Here is a 14,451-nt window from a genome sequence, read left to right on the forward strand (position 1 = left end):
GACGCATGGGACGCATCCAAAGCATCAGGTCGGCGCTGCCCACGGGCTGGATCAGCGCCGCAACCCCGCTTGCCCTGCTGGTGGCGCTGGTCCTTGTGATCGGCAGTATCGCGCCAGGTTTTCTGAAGGGCGACACGCTGCTGCTGCTGCTGGCGAACACTGCGGTGCTGTTCATCCTGGCCGCGGGCGCGACCGGAGTGATCCTGATCGGGGGGATCGATCTTTCGATCCAGGCCATCGCCTCGCTGTCGAGCGTCGTTCTGGCCCAGCTTCTGCCCAGTTTAGGGGTCATGGCGTTTCCCGTCGCGCTCCTGTCGGGGGTGGTCTTTGGTCTGGTCAGTGGGATCGTCCATGTCAGGCTGAAGGTGCCGTCCTTTGTCGCGACCCTTGCCACCGGGGGCGTGGTCGCGGGGATCGCCCTATGGGCAGCGGATGGCCGTTCCATTACCATCGAGGCAGACGGGCGGGCCTATACCGCCTGGATCAACGGAGACTTCGCGGGCCTGCCCACGGTGGTGTGGATCGCGGCAGTCATCGGATTCCTGCTATGCTTGGCGATGCGCTACACCCCCTTTGGCCGCTACAGCCTTGCCATCGGGGCTGGTGAGCCTGCCGCAATCGCCGCGGGCATCAATGTGGATCGCAACAAGATCATCGCCTTTGTCGTCTCGGGCGCGATGGCGGCCATTGCCGGGATCATTCTTGCCGCGCGACTGTCCAGCGGTTCTCCGACGCTGGCAAACCAGCTGCTGCTGCCTGCCATCGCGGCGGTGATCGTCGGCGGTACCGCGATCACCGGCGGGCTGGGTGGGGTCGGGCGGACCGCCATCGGCGCGCTGATCATATCGATCGTGCGCATGGGAATGACCTTTGTGGGCATCAATATCTTTGCCGAGAACGTCGTCTTCGGCGCGATGCTGATCCTCGCGGTCGCCATCACCATCGACCGCAGCAAGATCGCAGTCATCAAATGAGGGACGGCAGGTCAGCCGGGGCCAGTGCGGGCCACGCAATCCAGCGCGGCCCCGGCCCAAGCGGTTCACATCGTATCGAGCCCGATCAACTCGATCTTGTAGCCGTCCGGATCTTCGATGAAGGCAATATGGGTCGTGCCATGCAGCATCGGTCCCGGCGGTCGGGGGATCTTTGCGCCCTGCTGGGCCAGCGCATCGCAGACCGCGTAGATGTCGGTGACCCCCAGCGCGAGATGCCCGAACCCGGAGCCGATCTCGTAAGGCTCCTCGCGGCCCCAGTTATGGGTCAGCTCGACCACGGTGTCCGACTCCTCCGGGCCATAACCGACGAAGGCGTTGGTAAACTTGCCGTCGGGATAGTCGTCACGGCGCAAAAGCGTCATGCCGAGAAGTCCGGTATAGAATGCGATGGATTTGTCCAGATCCAGAACCCGGATCATTGTGTGCATCATGCGGAATTGGCCGGATGCCTCGTTCATGGCGGTCGCTCCCCTGTAAGGTAAGGTTATGGCTGAAGAAATTCTGCACGAGGGATCGTGCTCAAGCTGCTTATCATCGGCACGCACTGCCGATGTTGTATGATAACCCTGCAAAATACTTGCTTGTCCAGATGTTTCCCCATTAATCCGGAGCACGCCAGATGAACGCCTTTAACTCGCTTCAGCACAGCGTCGCCGCAACGCTTGCAAGTGCGGTTCCTGCATCGATCCTGCTGACCGATCCCGACGCGCTGATCCGCTACAGCAACGACGTTTCCGGCATCCGGCATGGTCGGCCGCTGCTGGTCGCCCGGCCACGCTCGACCGAAGAACTGAGCAACCTGATGGCCTGCTGTCACCGCCACGGTATCCCAGCGGTGCCGCAGGGTGGGCTGACGGGACTGGTCGGTGGTGCCGTTGCAAGCCGTCCCGAAGGCGAGATTGTCGTCTCACTCGAACGGATGGACCGCATTCGCTCTGTCAACGTGATCGACTACGCCATGGTGGTCGAGGCGGGCTGCGTTCTGGAAAGCGCCAAGGCGGCGGCCGATGCGGCGGGGTGCCTGCTGCCGATCGCGCTGGGATCACAGGGTTCATGCCGCATCGGCGGCAACGTCGCGACCAATGCCGGGGGGTTCAACGTTCTGCGCTATGGCATGACCCGTGACCTGGTCCTGGGGCTGGAGGTGGTGCTGGCCGATGGCCGGGTCTGGAATGGCCTGCGCACCTTGCGCAAGGATAACCGGGGCTATGATCTGAAGCAGCTTTTCATCGGCAGTGAAGGCACGCTGGGCATCGTGACGGCAGTAGCTCTCAAGCTGTTTCCGCGGCCAGAACAGGTGGAGACCGCATTTCTGGCCGTCGAGTCTATCGAAGCGGCGATGCAGCTATATGCGCGCGCGCGCCGGCAGTGCAGCGACCTTCTGTCGGCATTCGAGTTGATCCTGCGGCCGGGACTGGAGGTCGCGTTGAGAAGCCGCACCGATCTGCGCGATCCGCTGCAGGAAGCCCATCCGGTCTATATCCTGGCCGAGGTATCGGCGACGGGCCGGATCGACCTGCGCGGCCTGATGGAAGGATTTCTATTCGATTCCGGGGATATCCTGCGTGACGGGGTCATCGCGTCCAACCGTGCACAGGCCGACCGCCTGTGGCTGCTGCGCGAAGTGATGGTCGACCGGCAGGGCAGGGGCGGGCCATACTTGCGCAGCGATGTGTCGGTTCCGATCTCTCGCATCGCCGGCTTCGTCTCGGACGCGCTGGCGGCGCTGGCGCGAAGCCACCCGGACGCTACGCCGATTACCTATGGCCATGTCGGTGACGGCAACCTGCACCTGAACGTCATCCCGCCCGAAGGGATGGCGCCCGAGGCGATCCCGGCGATGATCCACGAGGCCGAGGAAGTGCTGTTCGATATCCTCGACCGCCACGGCGGCTCGATCAGCGCCGAGCATGGCATTGGGTTGGTCAAGCAGGCCGCATATCTGCATCGCGTCGATGCGACGACGCTGGACTTGTCACGTCGGATCAAGGATGCGTTTGACCCATGCCACCTTTTGAGCGAAGGACGGATCTTCAACGGGCACGCAAAGTAGGGGCCGGATGTCGCTGAAGCTCGATAAGGTCAGCCGGGGGCCGCACCTGTCCACGCTGGTCGCTAGTTCCATCTCGCGCGAGATTGCGCAGGGACGGCTGACCCCAGGCGACCAACTGCCAACCGAACAGCAACTGGCCCAAACATTCGGGGTCAGCCGCAATATCGTGCGCGAGGCGATCGCCAGGTTGCGATCTGAGGGACTGGTCTGGTCGCAACAGGGCCGGGGCGCCTTTGTCGCCACGAAATCTGACGCCCCCGCGCTCAAGCTGGATCTTGGTCCGGCACAGGACACCACCGCTTTCGCATCGCTGTTCGAATTGCGCGGCTTGCTTGAGGTCGAGGCCGCGGCGCTCGCGGCAGGACGCCGTGGCACCGCGGATCTTGACGCGATGTCGCGCGCGCTGGTCGAGATGGGGCAGGCGGCCTATGGCAGCCGCGCCTGGCTGGCGGCCGATCTGGCCTTTCACCAGGCCATCGCCAGCGCCACGCGGAACGACTACATCATGCAATGCCTCGCCGCAGTTTCGGAACGGGTGCGCGACAGCATCCTGGCCTCGGGACATCACCGCGCGTCCGACGAGCTTGCCGAGGCGACACTGGGTGAGCATCAGGACATTCTGTCGGCGATCGGGGCCGAAGACCATCGGGCCGCGCGTCACGCCATGGCACGCCATCTGAAGAATGCCGCCGGGCGCGTTGGTCTGGACGTCCCGGACAATGAAGGAGGCAGCGATGGCGGATAGGCCTCTTTTCAAGGCAATCGCGCAAACCCCCAATCTGCGCAGTGAACTCGTGGACACCCTTTCGGCCCAGATCGAAGCCGGAGATCTGCAGCCCGGTCAGCGCCTGCCGACGGAACAGGCCATCATGGAGGCGACCGGCGTCAGCCGTACCATCGTGCGCGAAGCACTTGCGACATTGCGGGCCAAGGGCATGATCACCACCCGGCAGGGCCTTGGGGCGTTCGTGTCGAGCGATCCGGTATCTCGCGCATTCTCGATCACGTCGAGCGACCTGGAATCCATTGACGACGTGCTGCATGTGATCGAACTGCGCATCGGGATCGAGACCGAGGCCGCGGGGTTGGCCGCCCTGCGCCACACGGACGAGGATCTTGCCCGCATGGAAGGGCGCCTTGACGCGATGGACGACGCAATCCGGGCGAACCGCTACGGCGCCGAGGAAGATTACGCATTTCATCGCTCTATCTTGCTGGCGTCCGGCAATCCCTATTACGCGCGGCTGTTCGATACTTTCGGCTCGGTGATGGTGCCGCGGCAGTGGACACGGCTGGCGCATATGACAGACTCGGAACGCAAGCGACACAACGCCCGCATCGGTCGCGAGCACCGTGCAATCCTGGCGGCAATCCGCGAGGGCAATGAACGCGCTGCCAGACGACTGCTGCGCGACCACCTGACCACCAGCGCCCGCCGCTTCGCCCTTCTGCGGGACGGGCACTAGAGGCGAACTCTCATGGCGATAGCCTGAGATGGGTAAGACCGCATGTCTTCCGCAAACGCGGCTGTGAGGGATCGGTCTTTATCCTGATCGCGGGGGACAGCTATCGTTTCCTTGATCTCCCCGCTCATCAGATTGGGCTTCGTGTCCACCCTCGATATGGATTTATGGTGATTGCGTGGCGCGCCGTACGAAGCAGATTCGAACGGAGATGAGTAGTGATCGATCTGTTTCCAGACGACTGCGCCCGGCGTTCTGGTCGCTCAGGTGGTTTGTTCATCACTACAAGTCTCATGTCGAAGCCCTCATGCCACGTGGTCAACGCCAGCGTCAGCGGTGAGGAAGGAGGCGCCAAATCAACTTTGCCAGTTCGCGACAACTCTATCTGGCGCGTATAAGTGAAATCGAAATAATGTAGATTATGTAGTTGATATATTCCCTTTCCCGGTCGACCAGCGCCGGGCCATTGTGCCCCGTCCATCCGGGGACTAATGCGGTGCGCATACCGGTCGCAGCCTACCCGGTCATCAAAACAAGGGTTCAGGACATGAATGCGGGCGTAGGTCTGCCCAGACGGAGCCGATTCCGCGCTGCAGTTGCGGAGCCGCGCGTCGGCCCTATTCCGGTCCCGGAGCAAGGAGACGGCGATGACAGAAAACATCTACGGCAATCTGACGCAACTTGGCGGCAATACTGAATTGCCTGCCAGCCCCGACCAGGCGGTCCTTGAGCGGGTGCGGAATCCGCAGGCCGACGTGGACTACAATGTCCGCTTCACCGCGCCAGAATTCACCTCGCTTTGTCCGATGACGGGACAGCCCGACTTCGCGCATCTCGTCATCGATTATGTGCCGGGAGATTGGCTGGTCGAGTCGAAATCCCTGAAGCTGTTCCTGGGATCGTTCCGCAATCATGGAGCCTTTCACGAGGATTGCACCATCAGCATCGCGCGGCGATTGGTCGAGTTCCTGGAACCACGCTGGTTGCGGATCGGCGGATATTGGTACCCGCGAGGGGGTATCCCGATCGACGTCTTCTGGCAGACCGGCGCAGTGCCAGCGGATGTGTGGATTCCGGATCAGGGCGTACCCCCCTATCGCGGCAGGGGCTGAACCTTGCTTCGCGCGATTCCGGGATCTTTGGGATCACGGCGCTTGAGTTTCAATCGACATCGCCTCGTGCACACGCGCAGGCGGATTAAGTTCGCCCGGCGCCCTTCACATGAAGCTGGAAACGTCCGCCTGCCTCTGCGATGATGGCGCGTCAACCTGGCTGCACTACGGGACGATCGGTCCTCCCGACCGCCCCGGATCGTCAGGTTCAAGAGCCAGCTTACCATCAGCCGGAATAGGGCACGGGCCACGGACAAGCGCATCGCACCATCAGGACAGCACCGCTTGGAAGGCGTGAGCCGCGGGCCACAACCGGCACGGAATCCGGATGTGACCACAAAAGGGTGGTGGAATTGGAAGCCTATGATTTCATCGTTGTCGGCGCGGGATCTTCCGGTTGTGTCCTGGCCAATCGCCTTTCCGAAAGCGGCAGATATGCGGTCCTGTTGATCGAAGGTGGGGGGCGAAACGCCCATCCCTTCGTCCGCATGCCGCGGGGCTATGCCAAGATCGTTGGCAAACCCCCCTTCTATCGCTTTTTTCCGGTGCGACCGCAGTTGGGGCGTCCGGCAGAAAAATGGTACTATGGCAATGGCCTGGGCGGATCCAGCGCGGTAAACGGTACTTGGTATCTGCGCGGATTGCCCCGTGACTATGACGGGTGGGAAGATCGCGGCAATCCCGGTTGGGGGTGGAAGGACATGCTGCGCGTGTTCCAGTCGCTAGAGGATTATCGCGGTGGCAATGCGCATCCCTCCCGTGGCCGATCTGGGCCGCTTCAGATCACGATGAACCCTTATCGCTCGCGGGTGATCGACGCCGTGATGAAGGCCGGGGTCGAGGCCGGATTGCCAATCCTTGACGACATCACCACGCCAGAGACCGAGGGTCTGGGATATTCGCAATCGACCATCGACCGCGCAGGGCGTAGGGCCTCGGCCTATTCCGCCTTCGTCAGGCCGGTGCGTCGTCGTCCGAACCTGACGGTGGTCACCGACGCCGAGGTCAAGCGGATCACGTTCGAGGGGACGGTCGCCACCGGGATCGTCTGCGATCGGCACGGACGAGAGGTGGCATATTCGGCCCGGCGTGAGGTGGTCCTGTCGGCGGGCGTCTTTTCCTCACCCAAGATTCTGCAACTGTCGGGCGTGGGCCCGAAAGGGCTCCTGGAACGATTGGCTATTCCGCTTGTTTTCCCGCTGGAGAATGTCGGGAAGAACCTTTGCGACCATTCGATGTTCACGATGACCTATCGCCTGCTCGGGCATCCGGGGATGAACCGAGAATTCACGCAATGGCGCCTGCTGTGGCACATCATCCGCTATTACCTGGGCCTGCGCGGTTATATGGCCTATCTGGGGCCGCCGGTGACGGTGCTGAAGGCCAGCGCGGGCAATCTCGGCTGGCCGGATATCCAGTTCGGCGTCGCGCCCTGCTCGACCCGCCAGAGCCGGGACGGGTCGGCGACGACCATCGAGGTGGAATCAGAGCCGGGGATCATGTTCAGCGGCTTCTACAACCGGCCGCGCAGCCGGGGTGAGATCAACATCACCAGTGCCGACCACCGCGACAATCCCGAGGTCGATGCCCGCTGGTGGAGCGATCCCGCCGATCGCGACATGGCCGTCAGGATGGTCAGGTTTGTTCGCAGCCTTGTCTCGATGCCTTCGTTGAAAGATCTGATTGGCAATGAGACCCTGCCCGGCGCCGCGGCGGGCACGGATGACGAGATTGTCGAGGAACTGAAATGGATGATGACTCCGGGTCTGCACGGCACTGGCAGTTGCAGCATGGGGCCGGACCCTGCAAGTTCCGTGGTGGATAGCCGCCTGCGGGTCCATGGCCTGTCGAAGCTGCGCGTGGCCGACTGTTCGATCATGCCGACACCTGTTTCCGGCAATTCGAACGGGGCGGCCATGGCCGTTGGCGCCCGCGCGGCCGAGTTCATTCTTGAGGATGCAGAGGCTTCGGCGATTGCACAGCACGCGATGGCGGCGGGTTAGCACCCGGTCAGGCAATCGCAGGCACTCCGTGCGGTGCAATCGCGGCCCGCAAGGTCAGGGAGAAGTGTCTCGGCCACCAGAACCCGGTTGCAGCAGCAGCGTTTAGAGCGTGCCTCATGCGATCAGCGCCGGGCTGGATGGATGTCAGGGTTCGTTTCCGTGCCAAGTAATTTGCTTTGCAGCAAAATTACGCAACGACAGTTTGCGGGGCGCTGTCGTATCCCGCAATCCTCATCATAACTCCGGGCCTTGGGCTATTCCGCCGGGTGTCGTGAAGGCGCCCGCATCCGTGTTCTGCGGATTGAGTGGAGTGGCCGAATTGGGAACCACGAGGTGTTCTGATGGGAACCGGAAGCAGGGCCGATGCCTGATCTGCCGCATGACGCGGCGCTGTCCAATTGTGGCGTGCAGGCAGGCGCGACTGGCCATCGCATGGAGCGGGTTGCGCCGGACCGGCGGGTGAAGGACGCCTATGACTGCGACTACCTGATCGTCGGGTCCGGTTTCGGCGGATCGGTTTCGGCCTGTCGCCTGACCGAAAAGGGCTATGACGTGGCCGTGCTGGAACAGGGGCGGCGCTGGACGCCGGACAACCTTCCCTCGACCAACTGGAAACTCTGGGACTATCTCTGGCGACCGGGCCTGAGGCTGAAGGGCTTCCTGAACCTTGCCCTGTTCAAGCATGTGCTGATCCTGCACGGCAACGCGGTCGGTGGTGGTTCGATCACCTATGCCCAGACACTGCTGGTGCCGCCCGACACTGTCTGGAAGGACGGCGATTGGGCGGGGCTGGATGACTGGGACAAGGTGATGCCCCGGCATTATGCGACCGCGAAGCACATGCTTGGCGTCACCCGCAACAAGCGTCCGGATGCGGCGGACTGGAAGCTGCGCGAGATGGCCGAAAAGGCTGGCGGGGCCGAGACCTTTTACCTGACCGATGTCGGCGTCTTTTTCGGTGATGCCGATGACACGACCGGGGGCAAGGAATATCCCGACCCCTATTTCGGCGGCGAAGGTCCGGCGCGCAAATCCTGCAATGGCTGCGGCGGCTGCATGGTCGGTTGCCGTCATGACGCCAAGAACACGCTGGACAAGAACTATCTTTATCTTGCCGAAAAGCGGGGCGCCAAGGTCCATGCCGAAACGCGTGTCGTCGACATCCGCCCGATTGGAGGCGCGGCCGACGGCGCGGCTGGGTATGACGTAATCTCGGAGCCGACATGGGGCGGCGGTCCCCAGCGGACATGGCGGGCGCGCAACGTGATCATCGCCGCCTCGTCCCTTGGCAGCCAGTCATTGCTGTTCAGCCTGAAGGAAAAAGGTTCGCTGCCGAAGCTTCCCGACAGCCTGGGCAAGCGGGTTCGGACCAATGCCGAGTCCCTGCTGGGCATCCGCTATCCCGGCAGCAAGGAAGACCTGTCCACGGGTGTCGCCATCGGATCGGGCATCTATATCGACGACCACACCCATATCGAGGCCGTGCGCTATCCGGCGGGATCCAACCTGATGAGCAGCCTGTTTACGGTCCTGACCGGCGGTCGCCCCGGCGCGACGCGGCCGCTGTCATGGCTGTCTGCGATGGGCAAGCTGCTGGTCACGCGCCCGATGGCGGCGCTGCGCAGCATCCTGCCCTATCGCTTCTCGAACGAGACGGTGCTGTTTCTGGTCATGCAAACGCTGGACGGGCATCTGGACATGAAATGGAAGCGCCCGTGGTACTGGCCTTTCCGCAGCAAGCTGACCTCGCATGGCGATCCGATCCCGACCTTCATTCCGCAGGCCAATGCCTTCACCGCAAGGGCGGCCGAGGCGACTGGCGGGGTCGGCCTCAGTTCGATGAGCGAGATCCAGTTCAACGTGCCGATGACCGCGCATTGCATGGGCGGATGCGGCATGGCGGCTACGCCAGATCGCGGGGTGATCGACCACCAGAACCGGGTCTTCAACTATCGCAATCTCTATGTGATCGACGGCTCGATGCTGTCGGCGAACCTGGGTGTGAATCCCAGCCTGACGATCACGGCCCTTGCCGAGCGGGCGATGACCTTCATCCCGCCCCGCGGAGAGATGGCGGATGCGTCTTCCCAAGACACGCGCTACCCCGGCGCATAACACCGTGCTCGCCGATGTGCTAGAATTGTCGGATGGGCCCCTATGGCTGCTGGCAAGCGCATCGATCCATTCCCCGACCCGGCAGATGGCGCGGGTCAGCCCCACGATCATCCCGCGGCCCGAAATGCAGGCCGTCCGATGATAGCGACAGAAAGCGAAGAAGATGATGGATACGCAGATTGTCACCCAGCATCAGGACGGTCTTGCCGATCTGCACCGGATTTTCGACGTGCAGCACGGCGTCACCCGCGGCGGCCTTGCGCCGACGCTGCAGGCGCGGAAATCGCGGCTGGAGAAGTTGCGGCAGATGCTGGTCGCCAACGAGGCCGCCTTTGTCGCCGCGATTTCCAGCGACTTCGGCAACCGCTCGGCCGACGAAACCCGGATGCTGGAAATCGGGCTGGTTCTGAATGGCATCCGCTGCGCCCGCAAGGGTCTTGCCCGCTGGATGCGCCCCGAAAAGCGGCATGTCGACGTGGCATTCCAGCCGGCCAAGGCCTGGGTGCGTCATGAACCGCTGGGTGTGGTCGGCATCATTTCGCCCTGGAACTATCCCCTGTTCCTGTCGCTTGGCCCGCTGGTCGATGTGATCGCGGCCGGAAACCGCGCCATGATCAAGCCCTCCGAGCTGACGCCGCGCTTTTCGGATCTGCTTGCCCGAACCATTGCCGACACATTTGCCGAGGATGAGATCCGCGTCGTGACCGGCGGGGTTGAGGTCGCGCAGGCGTTTTCGGAACTGCCTTTCGACCATCTGGTGTTCACCGGCTCGACCGGCGTCGGCCGCAAGGTCATGCTGGCCGCCGCCGCCAACCTGACCCCCGTTACGCTTGAACTGGGCGGCAAGTCCCCGGCGATCGTCTGCGACGACGTGGATGTCGCGAAGGTCGCGAAAAGCGTGGCCTTCGGCAAGTTCCTGAATGCCGGCCAGACCTGCATCGCCCCCGATTACGCGCTGGTCCCCAGCTCTCAGGTCGAGGCCTTCGGCAAGGCCGTGATAGCGGCGGTCGGCAAGTTCTATCCGACGCTGGCGGGAAATGGCGATTACACCTCGATCATCAGCGACCGGCATTACAGCCGACTGGTCGGCGCCGTGGACGAGGCACGCGCGGCCGGGGCGACGGTGCTTTCCGCCAGGGATGACGGTGTCGCGGCCGTGCGCAAGGTTGCGCCCACGGTCGTCATCGGAGCGCCGGAAAACGGGGTGCTGATGCGCGAAGAAATCTTTGGGCCGGTCCTGCCCGTGATCGGCTATGACAGTCTGGACGAGGCTCTGGCCTTCATCAACCGTCGCGACCGGCCGCTGGCGCTTTACGCCTTCAGTCATCAGCGTGAAACGCTGGAAAAGATCGTCGATGGCGCGATTTCGGGCGGGGTCACGCTGAATGGCACGCTGCTTCACGCCGCGCAGGACGGCATGGCCTTTGGCGGTGTCGGCCCCAGCGGGATCGGCGGTTATCACGGGCGCGACGGGTTTATCCGGTTCAGCCACGCGCGTTCGGTGCTGAAGATCGGCTTCATCAATGTCTTTGAGAAACTTGGCCCGCCCTGGGGCGGACTTGCGCGGACCGTGTCGAAGATCCTTGCCCGTCGCCGCTGATCACGCGGCGGGGGGCAAGGCCCTCTGGGGTGCCGGTTCCTGCAACGCGCCAACGATCCGGTCCCAGACCGGGTGGCTGCGGCCGCGTTCTTCGCCGCGATAGCTGTAAAGCCTGATCTCGACCTCCAGCCGCCAGTGCGGGGCGTCCGAGCCAAGGATCAGCCGCCCCGCGTCCAGATCATCGCGCACAAGGCTTTCAGGCAGCCAGCACATGCCCCAGCCCTGCAAAGCCAGCATCCGCAGGCCGACGCTGATCGAGTTCTCGTGCACGGTCTTGCGCCGGAACGGGTGCTGCGCCATCAGCCGTTGCAGGGCGGTTCCGAAGAACGAGCTGCGGCCATAATCCAGATATGGGATGTCGAACCTGTCCTGCAGCGACCGTTCGATCACGTTCGGCCCCGTCGGCTCAATGCGGCCATCCAGCACGGGCGCGACGACCGGCAGGACCATTTCCCGGCCAAGTGTGATCCAGTCGAACTCGTCCGGGTCAAGCAGCATCGGCACGTAAGGATGGGCATAGCTGAGGAAAAGGTCGGCCTCTCCGCTGACCAGCGCCTCAAGATTGGCCTCGATCCCGCCACGATCGGGAATGACCTTTGATGGAACGCCCGGCAGGGCGGTGCCGATCCGCCTTAGCAGATCGGGCAGAAGCGTCACGGTCAGCGTATGCAGCGCGGCAAGGTTCAGCACGCGCTGGTGTCCGCTATGGGCGGGACGCAGGGTATCGCGGGTCGCATAGAAGGTGCGGATCGCATCCTGCGCCACGGGCAGGAAGGCCTTGCCCTCGGGCGTCAGTTCGGCCGGGATACTGGCGCGGTTGATCAGCGGCGTGCCCAGCCAGGATTCAAGCTGCTTGATCCGGCGGCTGAAGGCGGATTGCGTGATGTGCCGGGCCTCGGCCGCGCGCGAGAAGCTGGCCGTGCTTGTCAGCATGACGAAATCCTCGAGCCATTTGAGTTCCATGTCGTTCCCTTCATGTCCGCGGGGGTCTTAGTCCCGCAGCCGCTCAGAGGCCAGCCCTATGCAAATCCGGTCTAACTTCGGAACAAACCGGCATTGGCCATTTCACTGTGCCGGGACTAGCTTCCCGCCGAATTTCATGCAGGCGATGGATATGACGCGGCACATTTTTCTGAACGGTTCCTATGTCCCTGAAGATCAGGCGAAAATCTCGGTCATGGATCGGGGCTTCCTGTTCGGCGACGCGATCTATGAGGTCACGGCGCTGGTCGACGGGCATCTGATCGACAACGGGCTTCACCTTGCCCGCTTTGCGCGCTCGCTGGCGGAGCTTGGCATTCCGCTGCCGATGCCTCTCGAAAACGTGCGCGAAATGCAGATCGAACTGATCCGCCGCAACCAGATGACGGACGGGACCGTCTATCTTCAGGTCTCTCGTGGCGAGGCCGAGCGCAACTTCCATCCGGCGGCAGGGCTGAGCCCGACCTTCGTGGCCTTCACCCAGCCAGCCAAGCTTTACGACACCCCGGCGCAGCGGGACGGCATCGCGGTTGCGCTGATGAGCGATCCGCGCTGGGAACGACGCGACATCAAGACGGTCATGCTGCTGGGCCAGGTCATCGCCAAGGTCGCGGCCAGAACGGACGGGTTTTCCGATGTCTGGCTGCACGAGGATGGCTGCATCACCGAGGGGGCGTCTTCGACCGCCTTCATCCTGACCAAGTCGGGCACCATCGTCACCCGGCAGAATTCCCATGCCATCCTGCCCGGCTGCACCCGGCGCGCGGTGCTGGACCTTGCCGAACAGCGCGGGCTTGCCATCGAGGAACGCCCCTTCACCATCGCCGAGGCGCAGAACGCCGCCGAGGCGTTTCTGACCAGCGCGTCAAGCCTTGTCATCCCGGTGGTGAAACTGGGCGACAGCGTGATCGGTGACGGACAGCCGGGCCCGGTGACGCGCCATCTGCAAGAGATCTACCTTGCCGCGGCGCGGGCCTGCGAAAAGGTGATCTGAATCCATCCGGCAGGGACTGGAAAAAGGGGCCGGTTGGCTCCTTTTTTTTGTCTTGGGACGGCTTATGCGCCCCAGGTCCGTTCCAGCACCCGGATCCAGTTGCCGTGGGTGATCTTCGCCAGGTCCGCGCCCTGGTATCCGCCCTGCGCCAGCACGTCGGTCAGTTTCGGAAGGTCTGCGGCGTCCCGGATCGCGGCGGGAATGGTGGTGCCGTCGAAATCCGAACCAAGCGCCACGTGGTCGATGCCGATGCGATCGACGATATAGTCGACATGACGAACGATCTGCTCAAGCGGCAGGGAAAGGTCTCGCTCACCCGTCGGGTTCAGGAACATGACCCCGAAGTTGATCCCGACAAGGCCGCCGGTATCCTTGATCGCGTCAAGTTGGCGGTCGGTCACGTTGCGGCTGTGCGGGCAGATCCCGTGGGCATTCGAATGGGACGCGACCAGCGGCGCATCCGAGATTTTGGCGATGTCCCAGAAGCCGGCATCGTTCATGTGCGACAGGTCGACCATGATCTTCAACTCGTTGCAGGCACGGATCAGGGCCTTGCCATGCGCGCTGAGCCCCGGCCCGATTTCGGGCGTCGAGGGGAAGCGGAAGGGTACGCCGAAGGCGAAGATGTTCGGACGGCTCCAGACCGGCCCGATCGAGCGCAGCCCGGCGTTGTGCAGCAGGTAGAGCAGGTCCAGATCGGCGCCGATCGCCTCGACCCCCTCGATGTGGAAGACCGAGGCAAAGGCGCCCGTGTTCATCGCTTCCCGGATATCGGCGGCCGAGCGGCAAAGCTTCAGCCCGCCCCTGGACTCGCGCTCAATGCGGACCAGCAGCCCGGCCATCGCGGTCGTGACTTCCAGCGCTTCCTGCCGGGACGGGGTCGGCCAATTGCCATCCGAGTCCAGAACCCGCTCGGAAGGGACGTAGATCGCGCAAAGTCCGCCGGCGAGATTGCCCTTGCGGGCGCGGGGAAGATCGATGTGACCCACCTCTTCTCCGTCGATGAACCTGCGGGCCGCGTCGGGGCCGCCACTGCGCCACAACCGCAGCAGAACATCGTTATGGCCGTCGAAAACGGCGCTGTCGCAAAGGTCGGTCATCTCTGTTCTCCCACGGATAGTGGGGCGTTACTCGA

General features: G+C 63.3%; 12 protein-coding genes. 9 read left to right on the forward strand and 3 right to left on the reverse strand.

All coding sequences use genetic code 11. The features are described 5' to 3' along the window. The first annotated feature begins 5 nt into the window (after positions 1-5). Positions 6-974, forward strand: a complete 969-nt coding sequence (locus RM190_RS19300) for an ABC transporter permease (RefSeq protein WP_311761104.1) — start codon at positions 6-8, stop codon at positions 972-974. Positions 975-1,039: 65 nt separating this feature from the next. On the opposite strand, the gene gloA is transcribed toward RM190_RS19300, so the two are convergent. Then, positions 1,040-1,453 carry a lactoylglutathione lyase gene (gloA, locus tag RM190_RS19305; protein WP_311761105.1) on the reverse strand — a complete coding sequence of 138 codons (414 nt, stop codon included), beginning with the start codon at positions 1,451-1,453 and terminating at the stop codon, positions 1,040-1,042. A 161-nt stretch (positions 1,454-1,614) separates the two neighbouring features. Between gloA and RM190_RS19310 the strand changes: the two genes are divergently transcribed. From RM190_RS19310 to RM190_RS19340, 7 genes are all read left to right on the forward strand, one after another. After that, a complete protein-coding gene (locus tag RM190_RS19310; protein WP_311761106.1) occupies positions 1,615-3,048 on the forward strand; it encodes an FAD-binding oxidoreductase in 1,434 nt (477 codons plus the stop codon). Positions 3,049-3,055: 7 nt separating this feature from the next. After that, positions 3,056-3,793, forward strand: coding sequence for a FadR/GntR family transcriptional regulator (locus tag RM190_RS19315; RefSeq protein ID WP_311761107.1), 738 nt, complete (start codon positions 3,056-3,058; stop codon positions 3,791-3,793). Continuing rightward, a complete protein-coding gene (locus RM190_RS19320; protein ID WP_311761108.1) occupies positions 3,783-4,514 on the forward strand; it encodes a FadR/GntR family transcriptional regulator in 732 nt (243 codons plus the stop codon). Before RM190_RS19315 ends, RM190_RS19320 begins: the two co-directional genes overlap by 11 nt. A 644-nt stretch (positions 4,515-5,158) precedes the next feature. Further along, on the forward strand, positions 5,159-5,623 hold the full coding sequence (queF, locus tag RM190_RS19325) for a preQ(1) synthase (protein WP_311761109.1): 465 nt from the start codon (positions 5,159-5,161) through the stop codon (positions 5,621-5,623). A 353-nt stretch (positions 5,624-5,976) separates the two neighbouring features. After that, entirely contained in the window at positions 5,977-7,626 is a 1,650-nt protein-coding gene (locus tag RM190_RS19330) for a GMC family oxidoreductase (RefSeq protein ID WP_311761110.1), read from the forward strand. A gap of 363 nt (positions 7,627-7,989) precedes the next feature. Next, on the forward strand, positions 7,990-9,741 hold the full coding sequence (locus tag RM190_RS19335) for a GMC family oxidoreductase (protein ID WP_311761111.1): 1,752 nt from the start codon (positions 7,990-7,992) through the stop codon (positions 9,739-9,741). Positions 9,742-9,907: 166 nt separating this feature from the next. After that, complete coding sequence (locus RM190_RS19340) at positions 9,908-11,341, forward strand: coniferyl aldehyde dehydrogenase (RefSeq protein WP_311761112.1); 1,434 nt, start codon at positions 9,908-9,910, stop codon at positions 11,339-11,341. Here the strand turns inward: RM190_RS19340 and RM190_RS19345 are convergent, their stop codons facing one another. Further along, positions 11,342-12,304 carry a LysR family transcriptional regulator gene (locus RM190_RS19345; RefSeq protein ID WP_311761113.1) on the reverse strand — a complete coding sequence of 321 codons (963 nt, stop codon included), beginning with the start codon at positions 12,302-12,304 and terminating at the stop codon, positions 11,342-11,344. A 151-nt stretch (positions 12,305-12,455) separates the two neighbouring features. Between RM190_RS19345 and RM190_RS19350 the strand changes: the two genes are divergently transcribed. Further along, positions 12,456-13,316 carry a D-amino-acid transaminase gene (locus tag RM190_RS19350; RefSeq protein WP_311761114.1) on the forward strand — a complete coding sequence of 287 codons (861 nt, stop codon included), beginning with the start codon at positions 12,456-12,458 and terminating at the stop codon, positions 13,314-13,316. A 62-nt stretch (positions 13,317-13,378) separates the two neighbouring features. On the opposite strand, the gene RM190_RS19355 is transcribed toward RM190_RS19350, so the two are convergent. Further along, positions 13,379-14,416 (reverse strand): dipeptidase, encoded by a 1,038-nt coding sequence (locus RM190_RS19355; RefSeq protein ID WP_311761115.1) that lies wholly within the window; start codon positions 14,414-14,416, stop codon positions 13,379-13,381. Between the last annotated feature and the right edge of the window lie 35 nt (positions 14,417-14,451).

This window comes from Paracoccus broussonetiae (assembly GCF_031854425.1).
In the GTDB taxonomy this organism is placed as follows: Bacteria; Pseudomonadota; Alphaproteobacteria; order Rhodobacterales; family Rhodobacteraceae; genus Paracoccus; species Paracoccus broussonetiae.